This window comes from Rossellomorea aquimaris, assembly GCF_008180865.1.
Lineage (GTDB): Bacteria > Bacillota > Bacilli > Bacillales > Bacillaceae_B > Rossellomorea > Rossellomorea yichunensis.
The window spans coordinates 214,521-232,286 of the sequence record NZ_VTEX01000002.1 but is presented as its reverse complement, the minus strand read 5'-3'; the positions used below and the strand labels follow the sequence as shown (position 1 = coordinate 232,286).

The 17,766-nt window shown below is 43.4% G+C and carries 15 protein-coding genes and 2 riboswitches; of the genes, 12 read left to right on the top strand and 3 right to left on the bottom strand.

Going from position 1 to position 17,766, the window contains the following annotated elements; translation table 11 throughout:
* Nucleotides 1-15: 15 nt before the first annotated feature.
* From thiD to FZC88_RS08640, 5 genes are all read left to right on the top strand, one after another.
* Nucleotides 16-828 (top strand): bifunctional hydroxymethylpyrimidine kinase/phosphomethylpyrimidine kinase, encoded by an 813-nt coding sequence (thiD, locus tag FZC88_RS08660; protein ID WP_148994472.1) that lies wholly within the window; start codon nt 16-18, stop codon nt 826-828.
* On the top strand, nt 825-1,481 hold the full coding sequence (thiE, locus tag FZC88_RS08655) for a thiamine phosphate synthase (RefSeq protein ID WP_397541177.1): 657 nt from the start codon (nt 825-827) through the stop codon (nt 1,479-1,481). The genes thiD and thiE overlap by 4 nt, the downstream gene beginning before the upstream one ends.
* Before the next feature lie 139 nt (nt 1,482-1,620).
* A complete protein-coding gene (locus tag FZC88_RS08650; RefSeq protein ID WP_148994471.1) occupies nt 1,621-2,244 on the top strand; it encodes a TetR/AcrR family transcriptional regulator in 624 nt (207 codons plus the stop codon).
* Nucleotides 2,245-2,246: 2 nt separating this feature from the next.
* Nucleotides 2,247-2,948, top strand: coding sequence for an ABC transporter ATP-binding protein (locus FZC88_RS08645; RefSeq protein ID WP_148994470.1), 702 nt, complete (start codon nt 2,247-2,249; stop codon nt 2,946-2,948).
* Entirely contained in the window at nt 2,948-5,164 is a 2,217-nt protein-coding gene (locus tag FZC88_RS08640) for an ABC transporter permease (RefSeq protein ID WP_148994469.1), read from the top strand. The genes FZC88_RS08645 and FZC88_RS08640 overlap by 1 nt, the downstream gene beginning before the upstream one ends.
* 72 nt (nt 5,165-5,236) lie before the next feature.
* Here the strand turns inward: FZC88_RS08640 and nei are convergent, their stop codons facing one another.
* A complete protein-coding gene (gene nei, locus FZC88_RS08635; RefSeq protein ID WP_148994468.1) occupies nt 5,237-6,061 on the bottom strand; it encodes an endonuclease VIII in 825 nt (274 codons plus the stop codon).
* Nucleotides 6,062-6,198: 137 nt separating this feature from the next.
* Nucleotides 6,199-6,305, top strand: a riboswitch (SAM riboswitch).
* 93 nt (nt 6,306-6,398) lie between these two features.
* On the opposite strand from nei, the gene mmuP reads away from it, so the two are divergent.
* Both mmuP and mmuM read left to right on the top strand, forming a co-directional pair.
* Complete coding sequence (gene mmuP, locus FZC88_RS08630) at nt 6,399-7,811, top strand: S-methylmethionine permease (protein ID WP_148994467.1); 1,413 nt, start codon at nt 6,399-6,401, stop codon at nt 7,809-7,811.
* Nucleotides 7,780-8,730, top strand: coding sequence for a homocysteine S-methyltransferase (gene mmuM, locus FZC88_RS08625; RefSeq protein ID WP_148994466.1), 951 nt, complete (start codon nt 7,780-7,782; stop codon nt 8,728-8,730). Before mmuP ends, mmuM begins: the two co-directional genes overlap by 32 nt.
* A gap of 71 nt (nt 8,731-8,801) precedes the next feature.
* On the opposite strand, the gene FZC88_RS08620 is transcribed toward mmuM, so the two are convergent.
* Complete coding sequence (locus tag FZC88_RS08620) at nt 8,802-10,154, bottom strand: glucoamylase family protein (protein ID WP_148994465.1); 1,353 nt, start codon at nt 10,152-10,154, stop codon at nt 8,802-8,804.
* Between the two features lie 318 nt (nt 10,155-10,472).
* On the opposite strand from FZC88_RS08620, the gene FZC88_RS08615 reads away from it, so the two are divergent.
* Nucleotides 10,473-11,966, top strand: coding sequence for an amidase family protein (locus tag FZC88_RS08615; RefSeq protein WP_148994464.1), 1,494 nt, complete (start codon nt 10,473-10,475; stop codon nt 11,964-11,966).
* 46 nt (nt 11,967-12,012) lie between these two features.
* Here FZC88_RS08615 and FZC88_RS08610 read toward each other — a convergent pair whose 3' ends face one another.
* Nucleotides 12,013-12,912 (bottom strand): Gfo/Idh/MocA family protein, encoded by a 900-nt coding sequence (locus FZC88_RS08610; RefSeq protein WP_148967957.1) that lies wholly within the window; start codon nt 12,910-12,912, stop codon nt 12,013-12,015.
* A gap of 190 nt (nt 12,913-13,102) precedes the next feature.
* Nucleotides 13,103-13,206: riboswitch (purine riboswitch) on the top strand.
* Between the two features lie 170 nt (nt 13,207-13,376).
* On the opposite strand from FZC88_RS08610, the gene FZC88_RS08605 reads away from it, so the two are divergent.
* The 4 genes from FZC88_RS08605 (at nt 13,377) to desA (ending at nt 17,692) form a co-directional block, all read left to right on the top strand.
* Nucleotides 13,377-14,246: a 5'-methylthioadenosine/S-adenosylhomocysteine nucleosidase gene (locus FZC88_RS08605; RefSeq protein ID WP_148967958.1), complete on the top strand. Its 870-nt coding sequence runs from the start codon at nt 13,377-13,379 to the stop codon at nt 14,244-14,246.
* 64 nt (nt 14,247-14,310) lie between these two features.
* Nucleotides 14,311-15,297, top strand: a complete 987-nt coding sequence (locus tag FZC88_RS08600; protein WP_316247529.1) for a TRM11 family SAM-dependent methyltransferase — start codon at nt 14,311-14,313, stop codon at nt 15,295-15,297.
* A gap of 185 nt (nt 15,298-15,482) precedes the next feature.
* Nucleotides 15,483-16,316, top strand: coding sequence for an aldo/keto reductase (locus tag FZC88_RS08595; RefSeq protein ID WP_148994463.1), 834 nt, complete (start codon nt 15,483-15,485; stop codon nt 16,314-16,316).
* 344 nt (nt 16,317-16,660) lie between these two features.
* A complete protein-coding gene (desA, locus tag FZC88_RS08590; RefSeq protein ID WP_148994462.1) occupies nt 16,661-17,692 on the top strand; it encodes a Delta(5) desaturase DesA in 1,032 nt (343 codons plus the stop codon).
* The last annotated feature ends 74 nt before the right edge of the window (nt 17,693-17,766 follow it).

The following is a 17,766-nucleotide window of genomic DNA, read 5'->3' as shown; positions in this document are numbered from 1 at the left end:
AAGGGTGTTTGTATCATGACTGTATATAAGGCATTGACGATAGCGGGTTCAGATAGCGGCGGAGGAGCCGGCATTCAGGCAGATATAAAAACATTCCAGGAGCTTGGTTCGTATGGGATGTCGGTCATCACTGCCGTAACCGCCCAAAACACATTAGGCGTGCAAGGCGTGTATCCAGTTTCCATGGAAGGAATCGTTCAGCAATTGGATGCGATTGGTCAAGACCTTGGACCCCATGCGTCAAAAACGGGCATGCTGCATTCCGGAGAAGTCATTGAGGCGGTAAGTGAACGAATCATTCATTATGGCTGGGAGAATGTTGTGGTGGATCCTGTCATGATTGCAAAAGGTGGAGCTGAACTTTTACAAGATGAAGCCATTCGGGCATTAAAGGAACAATTAATACCGCTTTCTGCTGTCATTACTCCTAATTTACCTGAAGCAGAAGTCATCACAGGGATAAAGATTGAAACACTGGACGATCGAAAAGATGCCTCAAAGATGCTGATTGAAATGGGTGCCAAATCAGTCGTCATAAAAGGTGGACATGCCGATGGCGAGCAGGTGATAGACCTCTTTTATGATGGAACTACGTTAGAGGAAATGGTCTCACCAAGAATCGAGACATCTCATACCCATGGTACAGGATGCACCTTCTCCGCTGCGATCACTGCTCAATTGGCTAAAGGAATGGACATCCGGGAAGCGGTCAAGACGGCTAAAGCGTTTATCCGGGCAGCCATTGAAAACCCGCTCGGTATTGGAAATGGTCATGGTCCGACGAATCATTGGGCATACAATAAGAGGACAATAGGTGAAAGTAAATGATGTATAAACGAGAACAATTAGTGGATTTTCTTACTCTTTATTTTATTATGGGGAGTACAAACTGTCTGAAAGATCCGGTCCGTGTGTTAGAAAAGGCAATAGAAGGTGGGATAACCCTCTTTCAATTCCGGGAAAAAGGCTTGGGTGCCTTAGAAGGACAGGGAAAGATGAAACTTGCTGAAAAACTGCAGAAGGTATGTAAGGACGCCGGGATCCCTTTTATCATCAATGACGATGTGGAATTAGCTTTAGCCATTGAGGCTGATGGGGTTCATATCGGTCAGGAAGATGAAAGGGCAAGTATAGTACGGGAAAAAATCGGTCATAAATGGCTTGGGGTTTCCACTCATACACTTGCCGAAGCGCAGCAGGCGATTGCCGATGGGGCGGATTACTTAGGACTTGGTCCCATCTATCCCACCCTTTCAAAAGACGATACAGTCAAAATTCACGGCTTGGACATCATTAAAAGCTTTCGAATAAACGATATTCCTATCCCGATTGTAGGGATTGGAGGCATCAGTTCAATGAATGCCAAAGAAGTCATTGATGCTGGTGCGGACGGAATATCGGTGATCTCAGCCATATCAGGTGCTGAAAACATCACAGAAGCGGCGAGAGAATTGAAGAGAGCCGTTCGTCCCGCCAGATAAATATGAAACCAGGTCTGCCCCAACGCGTTAGCTCAGTGAACGTGTTGGGGCAGGCCTTATTTGACATTCAATAAAATACCAATTAAAATATGAATAGATTCATAAATGAATCCGTTCACTTTTTGGGAGGAACAACAATATGGCAGGATTACGAGAAGATAAAAAACGGCAAACACAGCAGAACATTATGGAAGCGGCGAAACATATTTTTTCTGAGAAGGGATACAAACAGGCATCGATGGCTGAAATTGCAAAGGATGCAGGGGTAGGAACCGGAACCATTTATAATTATTTTCCTTCTAAGGGATCATTGCTGCTCCGCATTTTTTCAGAAGAAGCCGAGGAGATGAAGGGGGCACTCGATGATCCATACGAGGATGAAGGTGATTTAGTGCAGAGTGTGATTGGAGCCATGCACGGGTTTGCGGAGTTTTTCCAGCACTATCCGAAAGCGTTTTGGCGTGAGCTTTTTCACGTGATGACGGAGGAAGTGGAGGAAAGTATTCGACTGAGGCAGGGGTTATTCGGCATCGATGAAGAGATGATGAAATGGATCATGTTTATGATCGAAAGCCATTCTGGTTGTTTTCTCGTCAAGGTTGACCCACAGGAAGCGGCCTATGCCATCTATAGTGCAGCCATGTCGGATACGATGTTTTACATGTATAACGAATCCATGAATCACGAAGAGTACAAGGAACAACTATCGAGGCATATACGATTTTTATTTGAAGGGAAAATAAAATCGGGAAAGAAGGAATGAAGATGAGTATCTTGAGAATCAATGGAGTCCATAAAACCTTTCAGAGCGGCCAAACCACCTTTCAAGCCCTGACGGATATTCACATACAAGTGGAGAAAGGGGAAATTGTCGTCATTCTCGGTCCTTCCGGTTCGGGGAAATCCACCTTGTTGAATGCCATTGGCGGCATTGATGGGATTGATTCCGGGAGTATCAAGATCAATGAGAAGGATATCACCAAGTTAAATGATCGTCATCTCGTGGATTATAGAAGGGAAGACGTTGGATTTGTCTTTCAAATGTATAATCTGATCCCTAATTTAACGGTCTATGAAAATATCGAATTGACGGCGAATATCAGTCGGGAGGCATTGTCTATTCCAGAGGTGATTGATGCCGTTGGATTGTCGGGGATGGAGGATCGCTTTCCACGGGAATTAAGCGGCGGACAGCAGCAGCGTGTATCGATTGCACGTGCTGTCGTTAAAGCTCCGAAACTATTATTATGTGACGAACCGACGGGGGCTTTGGATTCCGGTACATCGAAAGAAATTTTGCATCTGATTGAGAAAGTGAATAAAGAGTTTAACACGACAGTCCTCATCATTACACATAATCAGGCGATTAAAAGCATGGCGAACCGGGTCATCACACTTAAGGATGGTAAAATCGAATCCGACTTTGTCAATGAACATCCAACCTCTGCTGAAGGGGTTGAGTGGTGATGCCTCTTCGAAAAAAACTCTTTCGGACCATTATGGAAAAAAAGGCGCAGTTTTTCTCTGCGTGGTTTCTGATTGTGATCAGCTCCATTGTATTTTACTCGTTTACCGCAGCTGGAGCGAATCTCATTGATAATTTACAGATGTTTTTTAAGGAGAATAAGGTTGAAGATGCTCAATTCATTACACAAGAGCCTTTGAAAGATATCAAAGGGATTGAAAAACAGAATGGGGCAGAAATTGAGGAGAGGTATGTAGCAGATGTTCCATACAGTAAAGATACGACACTCAGGATGTTGGATGCCACTGACGATGTTAATCTCCATTCTGTCGTTGAAGGTGAAAACCTGTCCTCGGAGCGGGATATATTAGTGGATAAAGGTTTTGCCAACGCACATGACATTTCGATTGGGCACGAGGTTGAACTGGAAGGGGAAACGTTCCGAGTTGCAGGATACATGGCGATCCCTGATTACATCTATCCATTAAAGGAAGAATCGGGCTTCCTGAAAAATCCTGATGCATTCGGTGTCGCGGTCGTGAAACAATCTGTTCTATCAAAATGGGAAGACCATCAGGTTTACTATAGTGTCCACCTTTCAGATGCCTCCCCAGAAGAGCTGAAGAAGCAAGTCAATCAAACGAATCAGATCATTAAATGGACAGATAAAAAAGATAATAATCGCATTTCCTTCATCAAAGGGGATATTGCCGGTGTCAAGAAGATGGGACAATTTCTTCCGATAGGCATTTTGTTCATTAGTATGGTGATCATTCTCATATTATTATGGCGTTTAATGAAAAAGGAATATGTTCAAATCGGTACATTGTATGCCCTTGGCTACAGGAAAAGGGAAATTATCCTTCATTATCTCTCCTATGCCGGGATTCTTGCCATATCAGGAAGTGTCGTGGGTACGATCCTTGGCTGGGTATGCTTGCATCCATTGCTATCAACTTTTGCGGCTTATTATAATCTGCCTGTATTGGAAGTGAAACCACATGTGGGTTATTTGCTTACGAGCTTATTGTTACCACTTGTTCTGTTCATCCCGTTAACCTATTATTTGGTTCAACGTGTCTTGATGATCCCACCCGTAAGTTTAATAAAAGGTGGAGAAAGAAAGGTGAAAGTAAGCAGGTTGGAGCGGTTATTTAAACTGAAGAAGCTGCCGTTCCGCCGGAAGTTCGTGATTCGGGAAATCATGCGCAACCTTCCAAGAGCGCTCTTTTTGATCATCGGTGTAATGTTTGCCTCGTTATTATTGTTGTTCGGCTTCGTCACCAAGAATTCGATGGAGTACCTGGTGACCGATAATTTTCAACAAGTGTACGACTATGAGTATAGCTATCTATTCAAAGCTCCACAGACTGACCATCCTGAATCGGGACAGATCGGAGCTGTGGCCCCATTTACCACAGATAAGGAGAGTTTGTCGATTACAGGCCTGAAACCGGATAATACAGCCATTCGATTAGAGGACTCTAGCGGTGAAAAGCTCAAGTTCAATTCAGTCATCATGAATAAGTCCCTCTCAGATAAATTAGGGATTCAAGAAGGTGATTCGATTCATGTGACAAATGAACTGACGGATAAATCCTTTACCCTCACCATTGATCACATCGCAGTATCGTATCTCGGAAGTATGATCTATATGCCTCTAGAGGAATTCAACCAATTAAATGACTATCCTTCAGGAAGTTATACAGAGATTTATTCAAACAAAGAACTCACGCTACCGAAAGAAAAGATCGTTTCGACAACCAAAACATCCGATACGATTGACGGATTCAATGAAATGATCAAGCCGTTGAACTATGGAGTAGCAGCGATTGCCTTTGTTGCTGCCATCATTGCTGTCATCATCATCTATATACTGATTTCATTATTAATTGAGGAAAATTCATTTAAAATTTCACTCATGAAAGTCATCGGTTATCGGGAGAAATCAATCATGAACATGATGATCGGCTACAATATTTGGTTTATCATCCTTGGATTTGTAATAGGAATACCCGTAACGCTCCTATCAATTTCAGCCTTTATGAATTCAATCACCTCAGAGATGAATGTGACGATTCCCGTAAAGTTGGATTGGATGAGTGTCCTCATCAGTTTTATCATCATCATCGCATCATATCATGTATCCCTATGGCTGAATCATCGGAAGTTGAAAGGGATTTCTATGAACGAAGCGATTAACCGGAGTTCGGAATAGAAACTGTAGTTTGACGTTAAACCGATAAAAGGGTACCAGGCATTAAGAATGCCACGTACCCTTTTATCGTTATCATTCGATTCCCTGACAAACCGGACAATAGTACAGCCTTCTTGAAGCCGCCACCGTCTTCTCGATTTCACTTCCACAATTGAAGCAAGATCCACCTTCCCGGTTAAAGACCCAGTGACGATAACGTGAACGCTTCACTCCTTGGCCTTTCATTTTCTGTGCTAGGTCGAGATCATTGGTGATCCCACCAGTCTCATACGATTGTCTCACTAAATCCTTGATGCTATGTGCAGCTTTCTTCAATTGCTTCTCTGTGCAGTCGACTGGCCTGAGAGAAGGATGTATGCCAGCGAAAAACATGATTTCAGATCGCAAATAATTTCCGATTCCGGCTACGAAACCTTGATCCAGCAATAGAATCGACCATTTGCGGTTTCGGAATCGTTTGTCCTTCATCCGTTCCATCAGCTCATCTACTGATACCTCTTCGCTTAAAAGATCAGGTCCTACTTTTGAGACGAATGGGTGCCCGGGCACTTCTTCGTCACGAAGAACCTCTATATCAGATGCACTATAGAGAAGTGCCGATTTATTCTCATTATGTATGGCCAATCGGAGCTGGCGGTTTGTTTTCGGGTAGTTATATGTGTTTCTGATATACCATTTCCCGTAAAGCTGATTGTGGGAGTAGATGGTGTACCCATTGTCAAAGCGGATGAGCATGGCTTTTCCCTTCGTATCGACCCTTGTCACGATCGACCCCATTAGCAGATCCCCGTAGTCTTCTAAATGAAGGAAGGCAAAATAAATATCTTCCACGGTTTTATTTTTTAGAGCACGCTCTACTTCATCTGCAGCTCTTCTGATTTCCGGACCTTCTGGCATGGCAGTTTCTCCTTTTTTAGTATAGTTGTTCCCTTTTTTCTTCCTAAAGTAACATTCGGATAGGCTGGGCTACTCATCTATTTCATGGTCTTGACATTATTCCAATATATTGATAGAGTTTTAAAAAATCTACATATTTCTTATCCAGAGAGGTGGAGGGACTGGCCCTTTGAAGCCTCAGCAACAGGTCTGTGAAGATACTGTGCTAATTCCAGCGGGTGATTCAAACCCTGATAGATAGGAGCAATCTTTTATTTGTCGGTGACGCACTCGTTCAGGGTGCGTTTTTTGTTTGTCTACCCATTCCACAATATATTTAGAAGGAAGGGTGTTTTTGATGGAAAACGCAGGACAGAGTTTTAAAAGAGCGATGAAGACACGTCATTTAGTGATGCTGTCTCTTGGGGGGGTGATCGGAACCGGGCTTTTCTTGAGTTCGGGGTATACGATTCATCAGGCAGGACCATTCGGGACGATCCTTTCTTATTTGGTTGGGGCGCTGGTGGTGTATCTTGTGATGCTTTGTTTAGGTGAACTTTCTGTCCATATGCCGGAAACAGGATCCTTTCATAGTTATGCTGCAAAGTTCATTGGACCTGGGACCGGGTACACGGTGGGCTGGTTATATTGGCTGACATGGACAGTGGCATTGGGGTCGGAGTTTACGGCGGCTGGCTTGATGATGCAGCGTTGGTTTCCTTCGATTAGTGTATGGATCTGGAGCGCGGTCTTTGCTGCGTTGATTTTTGTGCTTAATACGTTGTCTGTGCGGTTTTTTGCTGAATCTGAATTTTGGTTTTCTATAGTAAAAGTGATTGCAATCGTTGCGTTTATTGTGATCGGGGCAGGGGCGATCGTCGGGTTCATCTCTCTCAGTCATTCAGAGCCCGCTCCGTTTTTCTCGAATATCACAAGTTCAGGGTTGTTTCCGAATGGGGCATTTGCCATCTTGATGACCATGCTTGCCGTCAATTTTGCCTTTTCAGGAACAGAATTGATCGGGGTTGCGGCGGGAGAAACAGAGAATCCATCCAAATCGATTCCTAAAGCCATCCGCACCACGCTTGTGAGATTGATCATCTTTTATGTAGGGACGATTATCGTATTATCCGCTTTATTACCGAGCCAGTCAGCCGGTGTATTGGAAAGTCCTTTCGTAGCGGTGCTTGGTCGGATTGGAATCCCGTATGCCGCCGATATCATGAATTTTGTGATCATAACGGCCATTTTATCAGCGGCAAACTCCGGTCTGTATGCTTCCTCCAGAATGCTATGGTCGCTCTCAGATAAGCAAATGATCTCACCGGTTTTTGCCAAATTGACTGATCGGGGAGTCCCTCTCAATGCGATAGTTTGCAGCATGCTGGGAGGGGGGCTGGCATTGCTTTCAAGCATCATTGCACCGGGGACGGTCTACATCGTAATGGTGTCGGTCTCTGGCCTTGCGGTAGTAATCGTGTGGATGAGCATTAGTGCTGCCCAATTTCTATTTCGAAGACAGTACATAAGGGAGGGAAACGATGTGAAAGACTTGACTTATCGGACGCCGCTCTACCCACTCGTTCCCATTGCGTCATTTCTGCTTTGTCTAGCTTCTTGTATCGGCATTGCCTTTGATCCCACTCAGAGGATAGCCCTTTATTGCGGAATCCCATTTATCGCCCTTTGCTATGGAAGCTATTATCTAACACAATACGTAAAGAAAAGAGGAAGAGGTTATGTCGAATCAACTGAAGCTAAATCCCATTGATGCTATTTTACAAATACATTCCCAACTGATTTTAGATGGAGCATTAGCCACAGAGCTGGAATCCCATGGCTTTGATTTAAACGATCCCCTTTGGTCTGCCCGTATACTCCTCGAAAAACCGGAAGCGATTGAGAAGGTTCATGCTGATTATTTCCGTGCAGGAGCCGATTGTGCGATTACAGCCAGCTACCAGGCAACGGTGGATGGTTTTCGAAAGCGAGGAATAGAGAAACCTGAAGCTCTGGAATTAATCAAGAAAACGGTTACTCTTGCCAAAGAAGCCCGGGATGACTTCTGGAAGGAAGAGAAGGGAAATTCGAATCGGCCGAAGCCAATCGTTGCAGGTTCTGTAGGACCTTACGGGGCATACCTTGCCGACGGCTCTGAATACGTGGGGAACTATGGAGTAAGTGATCAACAGTTAGCAGATTTCCATTTTCCGAGAATCCAGGCATTAGTGGAGGCGGGAGCTGATTTGTTGGCGTTTGAGACCATCCCGTCCTTGCAGGAAGCAAAGGTACTAGCTTCACTTCTGAAAGAATTTCCCGATACCTGCGCCTGGCTGTCTTTTTCATTAAAGGATGGAGAGACGATAAGTGATGGAACGGGGATTGAAGAGTGCGCGCGTGTGTTCAATGACGATGAACAAATCGCTGCAATTGGTGTGAATTGTGCACCGATACCTGCGGCCGAGAAGGCGATAAGCGTATTAAGCAGAAACACTGACAAACCAATCATCGCGTACCCGAACTCAGGTGAGACTTACAATGCCGGGACCAAAACGTGGCATGGAAAGAAAGGGTGTTGCGCGTTTGATGAGGAATCAGTAATTTGGTACGAGGCAGGTGCCCGTATCATGGGTGGTTGCTGCCGGACGGATCCGGGTCATATTGAGGCGTTGGCGAAGAGGTGGAGGTAGGCAGTAACACTTAAAATACAAAAAGCCCAAGTAATACATCCACTTGGGCTTTTGTATTATTATCGCTACTATTATTTAATAGAAAACGTCTCTTTAATCAGCAAGTCCTCAGGTGATTCCCCGATCTGATCTTGGTGGAAGTAATCTCTGATGACTCCATCCTTTAAATAGTTGACGATTGAGACCATTGTCATACCTTGATCTAAAGCGAGGTAGGCTTGTGTCACTTCTCCCGTTTCCACATTGACTGAATCAAGGAAGCCATATTTACCATACATATCGAAACGTTTCAACGCATGGATGTTTTTGAATGCTTCCATCGGTGCGTATTCAAGTGCCAGGAATGTGGCATGTGGAGTGACAGTGCCATCTGACTTATAGCCGTCCATACCCAGAGGTGTAGCGGCAAATTCTGAATAATTATCCGGTGTGGCTGCTGGTGACATGCCCCAGGCTGCATACCCTTGCTCTTTAGCATATTGAATCTGGATGTCTACATGACGCTTATTGTTCAAGCCGAGTGCGTTCTTCCCGAGTTCTTTTTCCTTCAGTACAAGCTGTGGCATCAATGCTTCAAACATGCTTCCTCCCCAGCTTGGTACATATTTAGTGCCCTTGTAGCTGTAATGTCCTTCGAAGACATCTACGCCGTCATATGTTTCTGTATATCCTTCAGGAATTTGAGCCTGCCAATCCCAGCTTTCTGGCATGGTGCGGAACATTCTCCACCAGTGCTCTTCAGGTACGTCCTCTTTCCCGATCGCGATGTAGCTTGCCACACGTGGTTCCGTATAAAAGGCACCGTAATGGTGAGAAGTATAGCTCTCGGTTGCTACATCATATCCGCCACGCATTTGTCCTACTTCCGGGGTGTAAAGAGTGGAATAATCCATGTCCTCTACTAATGCGTGAGTTTCTTCATAGAGTTCCGGATACGCTTGTCCAACTACAATGAGACCAGCAGACAGCCATCCATTATCTACAGTTGAGATGAATTGACCCCAATCCGTCATAAGCGTTGCATCTTCTGTATAGTACCAGTTGTAAAATAACCCGTTCCATTTTTCCATGTCTTTTAATGAACTCAACGTCTTTCCGATGTTTGTCACGGCTTCTTCACGTGAGATCAGGCCGACTTCCTCAGCTGAAATCGTACTCATCATATACATCGCAATGTTCGTAGGAGAGGTGAATTGCTGGGCATTGATCTCCCCGTTATCCATACGGACGGCATCATAAGTGAGTCCCGTTTTTTCATCTGTAAAATCCTCGAAGTATCGATAGGTATTCTTTGAAATCGCTTTCAATTGTTTGGATAAAGCAATCTCTTTTCCTTTGGTTGTGTGATTTGCAGAAGCCGAAGCAGGGAGTGTGGCGCTGACGATAAGCAATAAAGCTAAAAGCAATGAAAAATATTTCTTCACATTTGACACTTCCTTTCATTTTGGTGAAACGTTTCGATTAAAAGTATACAAGAGTGATCAATAGACGTATATCACTCAATAGTAACAATTATCTGAAAATAACACGTCCGTATGTGACTTCTTTTTTGAGTCTTTTATACCAGTATCCGTCGGCAGGTAAACTCTAAATACAGACGCTGCCACCAAATCTAATGTGCTACTGCATTGGGTGACTACCTTCTTTTTTTTTGTCATCAGTGTTATTGATTTCTATTAAAAAAAGGATATTTTCCCATTATGTAGAAAGTCATAGAAACATAGTCATTAGGGGTGAGCAGGATGCAGGGGTTTCATTATAAAAACTACGACGGTTTAGGGCTCGCAGAGTTAGTGAAGAAAAAAGAAGTTCATCCTAAAGAATTGGTTGAAGAAGCCATTAAAATAACAGAAGCCCACAATCCGAAGTTGAACGCAGTGATTCACAAAATGTATGAACAGGCGAGGGAGGTTGCAGACAAAGAGCTTACTGGAACATTCGCCGGTGTACCGATGCTATTGAAAAATATCACTCAGGAAATAGAAGGGGAGCCTATGACAGCAGGTTCAAGATCACTTCGAACCTATCGAGCGAAGACAGATGCAGAGTACACCAGGAGATTGCGTGAAACAGGTGTGGTCATTCTGGGGCAAACGAATGTGCCTGAATTTGCTTTAGTGGCTGTTACAGAGCCTTCACATCACGGTGCGACAAGAAATCCGTGGAATTTGGATTATACGCCTGGAGGTTCAAGTGGCGGTTCAGCCGCTGCGGTAGCATCCGGCATTGTTCCGATCGCGGGTGCCAACGATGGTGGGGGATCTATCAGAATCCCGGCTGCTTATTGCGGGTTATTTGGTTTGAAACCAACCAGGGGAAGAACACCTGTTGGTCCAACCTACGGAAGAACATGGCAAGGTGCCTCTGTTGAGCATGTTTTAACCCGGTCGGTCAGGGATAGCGCTGCCATGCTGGATGAATTAACAACATATGAAAAGTCTGCGGCTTTCTATGCCCCGCCATTTGAAGGGAGCTACATGGAAGCATCGCAAACTCCGATAGGCAAGAAATTAAGGATTGCCTATTCCAAAGATTCTCCCATAGGTACTGAAGTTCATCCTGAGTGCGAAAAGGCTGTTGTGAAGGCTGCTAAATTACTAGATTCCATGGGTCACTATGTGGAAGAAAGAGAGGTGCCGGTGGATGGACATAAGATGGCAAGAAGTTTTTTAACCATGTATTTTGGTGAAACAGCTGCATTGTTAACTTCGTTAGAAGAAGTGCTGGGACGAAAAGCTACTTACACTGATGTGGAACCCTCCACCTGGCTCCTGGGTTTGATTGGAAAGGCCACCCCTGCTGAAGAATTCATTCTGAGTATTAGGGAGTGGGATAAAGCAGCTTATCAAATGGAAACATTTCATGAAACGTATGATTTCTACCTTACTCCTACAACGGCTTTTCCCCCAGCCAAGATAGGAGAACTGGAACCGACCTCCTCAGAGAAATTCTTGATCAGTTCAATAGGGAAATTGGGACTCAGGAGACTATTGAAAAAGATTGGGATCGTTGATCAGATAGCGCAGAAGAATCTGATGCGTACCCCTTTTACACAGTTGGCCAATTTAACAGGACAGCCGGCCATGTCACTCCCGATACATCAAACCTCTGGAGGGCTGCCGGTCGGAGTCCAGGTGATGGCAGCAAAAGGAAGAGAGGATTTGCTGTTGCAATTGGCTGGAGAGATTGAGAAGTCTGAGCATTGGTTGAAAATAGAGAAAAACCCTTTGTTTTAAAAAGGGGGAGGGGGACAGGGGCATTCCATGTCCTCTGTCTGTCCTACTATTCAATCATCCCGACAATCCTCTCACAAATCTCATGGGTAACCAGTGAATCCTCAATCGATGGGTCAGGGGTTTTACCGTTTTCCACACAGTCTATGAAATGATCCACTAAATCATAAAACCCACGCTTATATAAAGTAGGCTCCCAATCTCCAAATGAAGAAAGGCTGACTTCTTTATTATGATAATGAGTCGTTTCAACGAGACTGTTGACGACATATTTATGATGGCCTGCCGAGTACTCGATGATTTCTTCCGTCACACCGCCGTCCCGGTTCATGATTCCGACTGAGGTGCACTCCTCGCCGATGAGCTGGACGACTAAGTGATGGAGCATGTCATCTTTTATTAAATACTGAACCTTTACATCCTGGACCTCTGTATCCATTAAGAATCGCAGAGTATCTACAACATGGATGAAATCTTCTACGACGAACCTTCTGGCGTAATCAGGTAAAGCGTATCTGTTTTTTTGGATAAGAAGGAAGCTCGGTTTGCCTTGTTCTTTAAGTTCTCTCACTTTTGGTATGAATCGTCTGTTAAAACCGACCATGGCGATTTTGCCCCTTTCTTTTGCGAGCTGGACGATTCTTTCGGTTTCGTGAATACTCAAGGAAATCGGCTTGTCTATGTAAACGTTGATGCCATTCTGTAGTAGTTTTTCCGTTATTTCAAAGTGGGCTTCGGTAGCTGTACTTACAAATGCTGCGTCAATATTGGTAGCAATCAGTTCTTCCACACTGTGAACCTTTTCCTGGATCCGATATTTAGTTGCAAGAGCATTTAGAGTTTCGGCATTCCTTGTGCAAAGCACGAGTTCGATTCCTTCTTTTTCAGAGAGAACTGGCAGGTAGGCTTTCTTGGAGATATCCCCCAGTCCGATAAGTCCGATCTTCATGTTTTTCACCCCATTGTTTTTTTGAGTAACATTCTTTCATTATATTATTCTCTAATTATATATCAAATCTAAGAGTGATGCTGGTTATGTTGGGAGGGAATCACTAAAACACGAACATTAAATCTAATTGATTGAATAAAATTCGTATTTTAGGTTGATTATTTAAATGGAGTTTGTTATATTAACACTGTACTAATTACATATCGTTACTCGTATATCCTCGGTAATATGGTCTGAGTGTTTCTACCTGGTTCCCATTATAAGAACTGGACTACGAGTTGAAGTATTCGGTTTTTCGGTTTTTTGCCGTTGCCATTTTGTGATGGGCATTCACGTCATATCACGTATACTTTAACTTCGAAGGTCTGGAAAGTAGAAACCACTCTACATGTTCTAGATCTTTTTCTTTTGGGCAAAACAGCGAGATATCACCATCAAGAAAAAACGAAAAAGGAGAGATTTTGATGAAAAAGAAACTGGCTTTATTTGTATCATTATCCGTACTCGCATTATCCTTATTAACTGGATGCAGTTCCACTTCACAGACTGCAGCTAAGGAAGAAAGGGCAGAGAGACCCATTATGATTCAAGGTCCAATGCCGATTGAAGCAGAAAAGTTTGCAGGGAAATTAGAAAATGTGAAAGAAGAAAAATCGGGATCATTTGTTTTTTACATAGGAACGCTTGATGATTATCCTGTCATTGTTGCCAAAACAGGTAAAGGGATGGAAAACACGGCAGCGGCTACTGCGGTAGCCATTGAGAAGTACGATCCGATCGCCATCATCAACCAAGGAACATCAGGTGGACATGACCCTGAACTAAATGTATTTGATATCGTATTAGGAGAAAGAACCGTTAACCTGGGTTCATTGAAAACAGCTGACAAAGCCGATAGCGAAGGAATTGATCCAACCGTCTGGAAGCCGATGGACTTAATGGCTTCTGAAGGCAGTGCAGGTGAAGACCCAAATGCTGAGAAAATCCGATACTACGATGGAGACGAGGACTTACTTGAAGCTGCCAAAGCAGTAAAGGATACTTATACCGATGGAAAGATCGTCGAAGGTACCATCGGTTCTGCCGATGTGTGGAATAATGAAGTGGACCGCATTCAATGGTTCCATGAGAAATACGGTACTTCTGTAGAGGAAATGGAAGGGGCAGCAGCAGCACAGATTGCAGGTGCATATGATGTAGCGTTCCTGGGAATCCGTGTATTGTCGAATAACAAGACTAATGGTGGAGCATACAACCCGGAAACCGCATCAGCGAATCAGGAGTATGTCTATGAAGTAGTGAAAGAATATATTTCCGTGATGGAAGATAAATAATATTGAGGGACCCGACCTTAGGTGCATGAATGCGATGGCATGCCCGGGGTCAGGTCTTTTTTTTATGTTACAATGGTCTAATGCAACACAACATTTTTATCATCACACGGAGTTGATCACAATAGAAATGAAAAAATATATCTATCATTATTCATGGGAACCGAACGAAGAATCCCTATGTGCCTTGGAAAGAAGAGTATTCTTTGGAAAAAGCCCTGAATCTAGCATTCTGGAAAGTTCAGTGAAAATAGATCCCAGCAGAAGTCCTTTTATTCGAGAGAGAATCGAAATTATCTGCGAAGGTAATGGATTTGAAGAATTGCTTGAAGAAATAGAAAAATTAGAAGCACTTGATGGATTCAAAGTCGTTTTTGTTCAAAATCTGGATGCGGAAAGAGTAGGCTTTAAAAAGCTTCGCAGGATTGAAAAAGAAGTTGGAATGCATCTGAAAGGTGAAGCGGAGTTAGTCGATCCAGAGATTTGGTTCGGGGTGATGAAAACCAATGATCGTTGGGTGTTTGGCAAGTATGTGAGAAACGAAGCGGTTTGGCTGCACCATGTGAAAAAGCCACACAGCTATTCGACGGCCCTCAGCACTCGTGTGGCTAGAGCCGTCGCGAATATCGCAGCACCGAATCCTGAAGGAATCAAAATGATCGACCCTTGCTGCGGAATAGGGACGGTCCTTGTGGAGGCACTATCCATGGGAATCGATATCGTCGGGAGTGACCGCAATCCTTTGATCCTCGATGGAGTGAAAGAGAATATCGCTCATTTTGGATACAAAGGGGATGTCTCATTAAAGGATATTAACGACGTAACTGGTCACTATGATGTAGCTGTAATCGACCTTCCCTACAATCTATGTTCGGTGATAACAGATGAAGAACAGCTTGAAATGCTCCGCAGTGCAAGGCGTTTTGCGGAAAAGGCCGTGATTGTCACCTTGGAAGATGTGGACGCCAACATTGAAAAAGCGGGTTTTGAAATTGTGGATCGCTGTGAAGTGAGTAAAGGAAGATTTGTCCGGCAGATCCTGGTCTGCAAATGATAGAGAATGGAGAGTTGTTTCCATGCTCTTTTTTTATGGGAGCTCTAAGAAGCCTCTATTCAGGTACTTTGAAGTGCCTATCCCACAAAAAAGTACCTACTTTTCAAGCTCTCTTCCATCGTCCATACTATATCCATGTTCTTCTCATGAGGACAATTCATTTTATGAAAAAGGAGAGTGTAGGTATGAGCGTCAAATCTATCACTTTAAATAATAATATAAAAATGCCGGAAATGGGATATGGGGTTTTCCGTGTGGATGACGGCCCGAAGCTTGCACGGGCAATACAGACAGCGATCAAAATGGGGTATCGCAGTATCGATACAGCAGCGATTTATGGAAATGAAGAGAGTGTCGGCAAGGGCATCAATAAAGCGATTGAAGCTGGACTTGTGACCCGGGAGGAACTGTTTGTCACTTCAAAAGTTTGGAATGACGGCCTATCATACGATGAAACGATAGCGGCTTACGAAGAAAGCTTAGAGAAAATGGGGCTCGACTATCTGGATCTTTATCTGATTCACTGGCCTGGAAAAGAGAAGTACATGGAGTCCTGGAAAGCTCTTGAATCCCTTTATAAGAATGGAAGGATCAAAGCGATCGGTGTAAGTAACTTCCATGTTCATCACTTGGAACACTTACTCGAAGGTGCTGAAATCACGCCGGTTATTAACCAGATTGAATTCCATCCCAAGCTGATTCAAACGGAAGTGAGAGATTACTGCCGCAAGCACAATATTCAAGTTGAAGCGTGGTCTCCGCTTATGAATGCAGAGCTTCTAAACAATGAAACCATTAAAGGGATTGCTCGGTCCTATGGTAAATCACCCGCTCAAGTGATACTGCGCTGGGACCTCCAACACGGAGTCATCACAATTCCAAAGTCTATGACGGAGTCCAGAATTCAAGAAAACATTTCTATATATGATTTTGAATTAACTTCTGAGCAAATGAACCAATTAGATGCATTAAATGAAGACTTCCGCAGTGGCCCGGATCCTGATGAGTTCGATTTTTAATGAGTGAATTGTACAAAGGAGGAAGACCTGAAGAAAAACTTTGGGCCTTCCTCTTTATTTTATCTGTAGCTGATACAAGAGTATTGAAGACCTTTTTTATAAAACCTCTCTAAAAAATTCCCCAAACAAGAATATTTTTCTAATCAAAAAAAATAATATAACCAATTGGAAACATGGAAAAAATATTGTGAATCCAGCAATATCAACGGTTTGGGCAATTATGGGCTCATGACAAATTCTCCCTTATGACATTTGTCATACCCAGCATATGACACCTACTACTAACACGATGATATCGCTTATCCTATAATGAATCCAACGCCTTAAATGAAGGGAATTATGACATGACAAATATAAAAACGTTGAAAAAAGAAGTTGCTCCTTTTGAAAAGTCTACAACAAAGGAAAGTGTATGGCAGATCATCAACACGCTGGGTCCATTCTTTCTATTATGGTTTCTTGCGTATCAAAGCCTTTCAGTATCTTACTGGCTGGCACTCGTTCCAATCGTGATCGCTGCAGGATTCTTAACACGAATCTTCATTATCTTTCATGATTGTACCCATTTCTCTTTCTTTAAAAGCCGTCGTGTAAACCGAATCGTCGGAACAGCCATGGGTGTGTTGACGCTATTCCCGTTCGATCAGTGGGGACATGATCATGCCGTCCATCACGCGACAAGCGGGAACCTGGATAAGCGTGGAACAGGTGACATCTGGACGCTGACGATTGATGAATATTTAGCAGCACCTCTTAAGATTCGTTTAGCGTATCGCTTTTATCGCAATCCGTTCGTTATGTTTGTATTAGGACCGATTTATGTATTCCTTCTTAAAAATAGATTTAACCGTAAAAATGCACGTAAGAAAGAACGTAATAACACGTATTTAGTGAACGTGATCATCGTGTCTCTTATCGCACTTCTATGTGTAACACTGGGCTGGCAGGAATTCCTGCTTGTACAAGGGTCTATCTTTATGGTTTCAGGATCGATCGGTATTTGGTTGTTCTACGTTCAGCATACGTTCGAAGACTCGTATTTCGAAGAAGACAAAGAATGGCAATATGTGTTGGCGGCTGTTGAAGGAAGCTCATTCTATAAACTTCCAAAAATCATGCAGTTCCTGACAGGTAACATCGGCTATCACCATATTCACCATCTAAGTCCGAGAGTACCGAACTACAAACTGGAAGAAGCACATAAAAACTCAGAGCCATTACAAAAAGTACCAACAATCTCACTTCTGACAAGCTTAAAATCATTGCGATTCAAGCTTTGGGATGAAGAAAACAAAACGTTTGTAAGCTTTAGAGGCATTAAGTCCCTGGATAAGTCAAAATCAAGAATTTCAACTGAAGCCAAACCTGAATTATAACCCTGACCGACTCTCCTTATCAACGCTTCATATAAGGGGAGTCTTTACTTGATAAGGCCTTTAAAAGGAGTGAA

Excerpts from the sequence above, each read along its gene's own strand:
- desA (WP_148994462.1), top strand. The coding sequence starts at position 16,661 with ATGACAAATATAAAAACGTTGAAAAAAGAAGTTGCTCCTTTTGAAAAG.
- FZC88_RS08645 (WP_148994470.1), top strand. The coding sequence starts at position 2,247 with ATGAGTATCTTGAGAATCAATGGAGTCCATAAAACCTTTCAGAGCGGC.
- FZC88_RS08605 (WP_148967958.1), top strand. The coding sequence starts at position 13,377 with ATGAAAAAGAAACTGGCTTTATTTGTATCATTATCCGTACTCGCATTA.
- FZC88_RS08595 (WP_148994463.1), top strand. The coding sequence starts at position 15,483 with ATGAGCGTCAAATCTATCACTTTAAATAATAATATAAAAATGCCGGAA.
- FZC88_RS08600 (WP_316247529.1), top strand. The coding sequence starts at position 14,311 with ATGTTACAATGGTCTAATGCAACACAACATTTTTATCATCACACGGAG.
- FZC88_RS08615 (WP_148994464.1), top strand. The coding sequence starts at position 10,473 with ATGCAGGGGTTTCATTATAAAAACTACGACGGTTTAGGGCTCGCAGAG.
- mmuP (WP_148994467.1), top strand. The coding sequence starts at position 6,399 with ATGGAAAACGCAGGACAGAGTTTTAAAAGAGCGATGAAGACACGTCAT.
- nei (WP_148994468.1), bottom strand. The coding sequence starts at position 6,061 with ATGCCAGAAGGTCCGGAAATCAGAAGAGCTGCAGATGAAGTAGAGCGT.
- FZC88_RS08640 (WP_148994469.1), top strand. The coding sequence starts at position 2,948 with ATGCCTCTTCGAAAAAAACTCTTTCGGACCATTATGGAAAAAAAGGCG.
- FZC88_RS08650 (WP_148994471.1), top strand. The coding sequence starts at position 1,621 with ATGGCAGGATTACGAGAAGATAAAAAACGGCAAACACAGCAGAACATT.
- mmuM (WP_148994466.1), top strand. The coding sequence starts at position 7,780 with ATGTCGAATCAACTGAAGCTAAATCCCATTGATGCTATTTTACAAATA.
- thiE (WP_397541177.1), top strand. The coding sequence starts at position 825 with ATGATGTATAAACGAGAACAATTAGTGGATTTTCTTACTCTTTATTTT.
- FZC88_RS08610 (WP_148967957.1), bottom strand. The coding sequence starts at position 12,912 with ATGAAGATCGGACTTATCGGACTGGGGGATATCTCCAAGAAAGCCTAC.
- thiD (WP_148994472.1), top strand. The coding sequence starts at position 16 with ATGACTGTATATAAGGCATTGACGATAGCGGGTTCAGATAGCGGCGGA.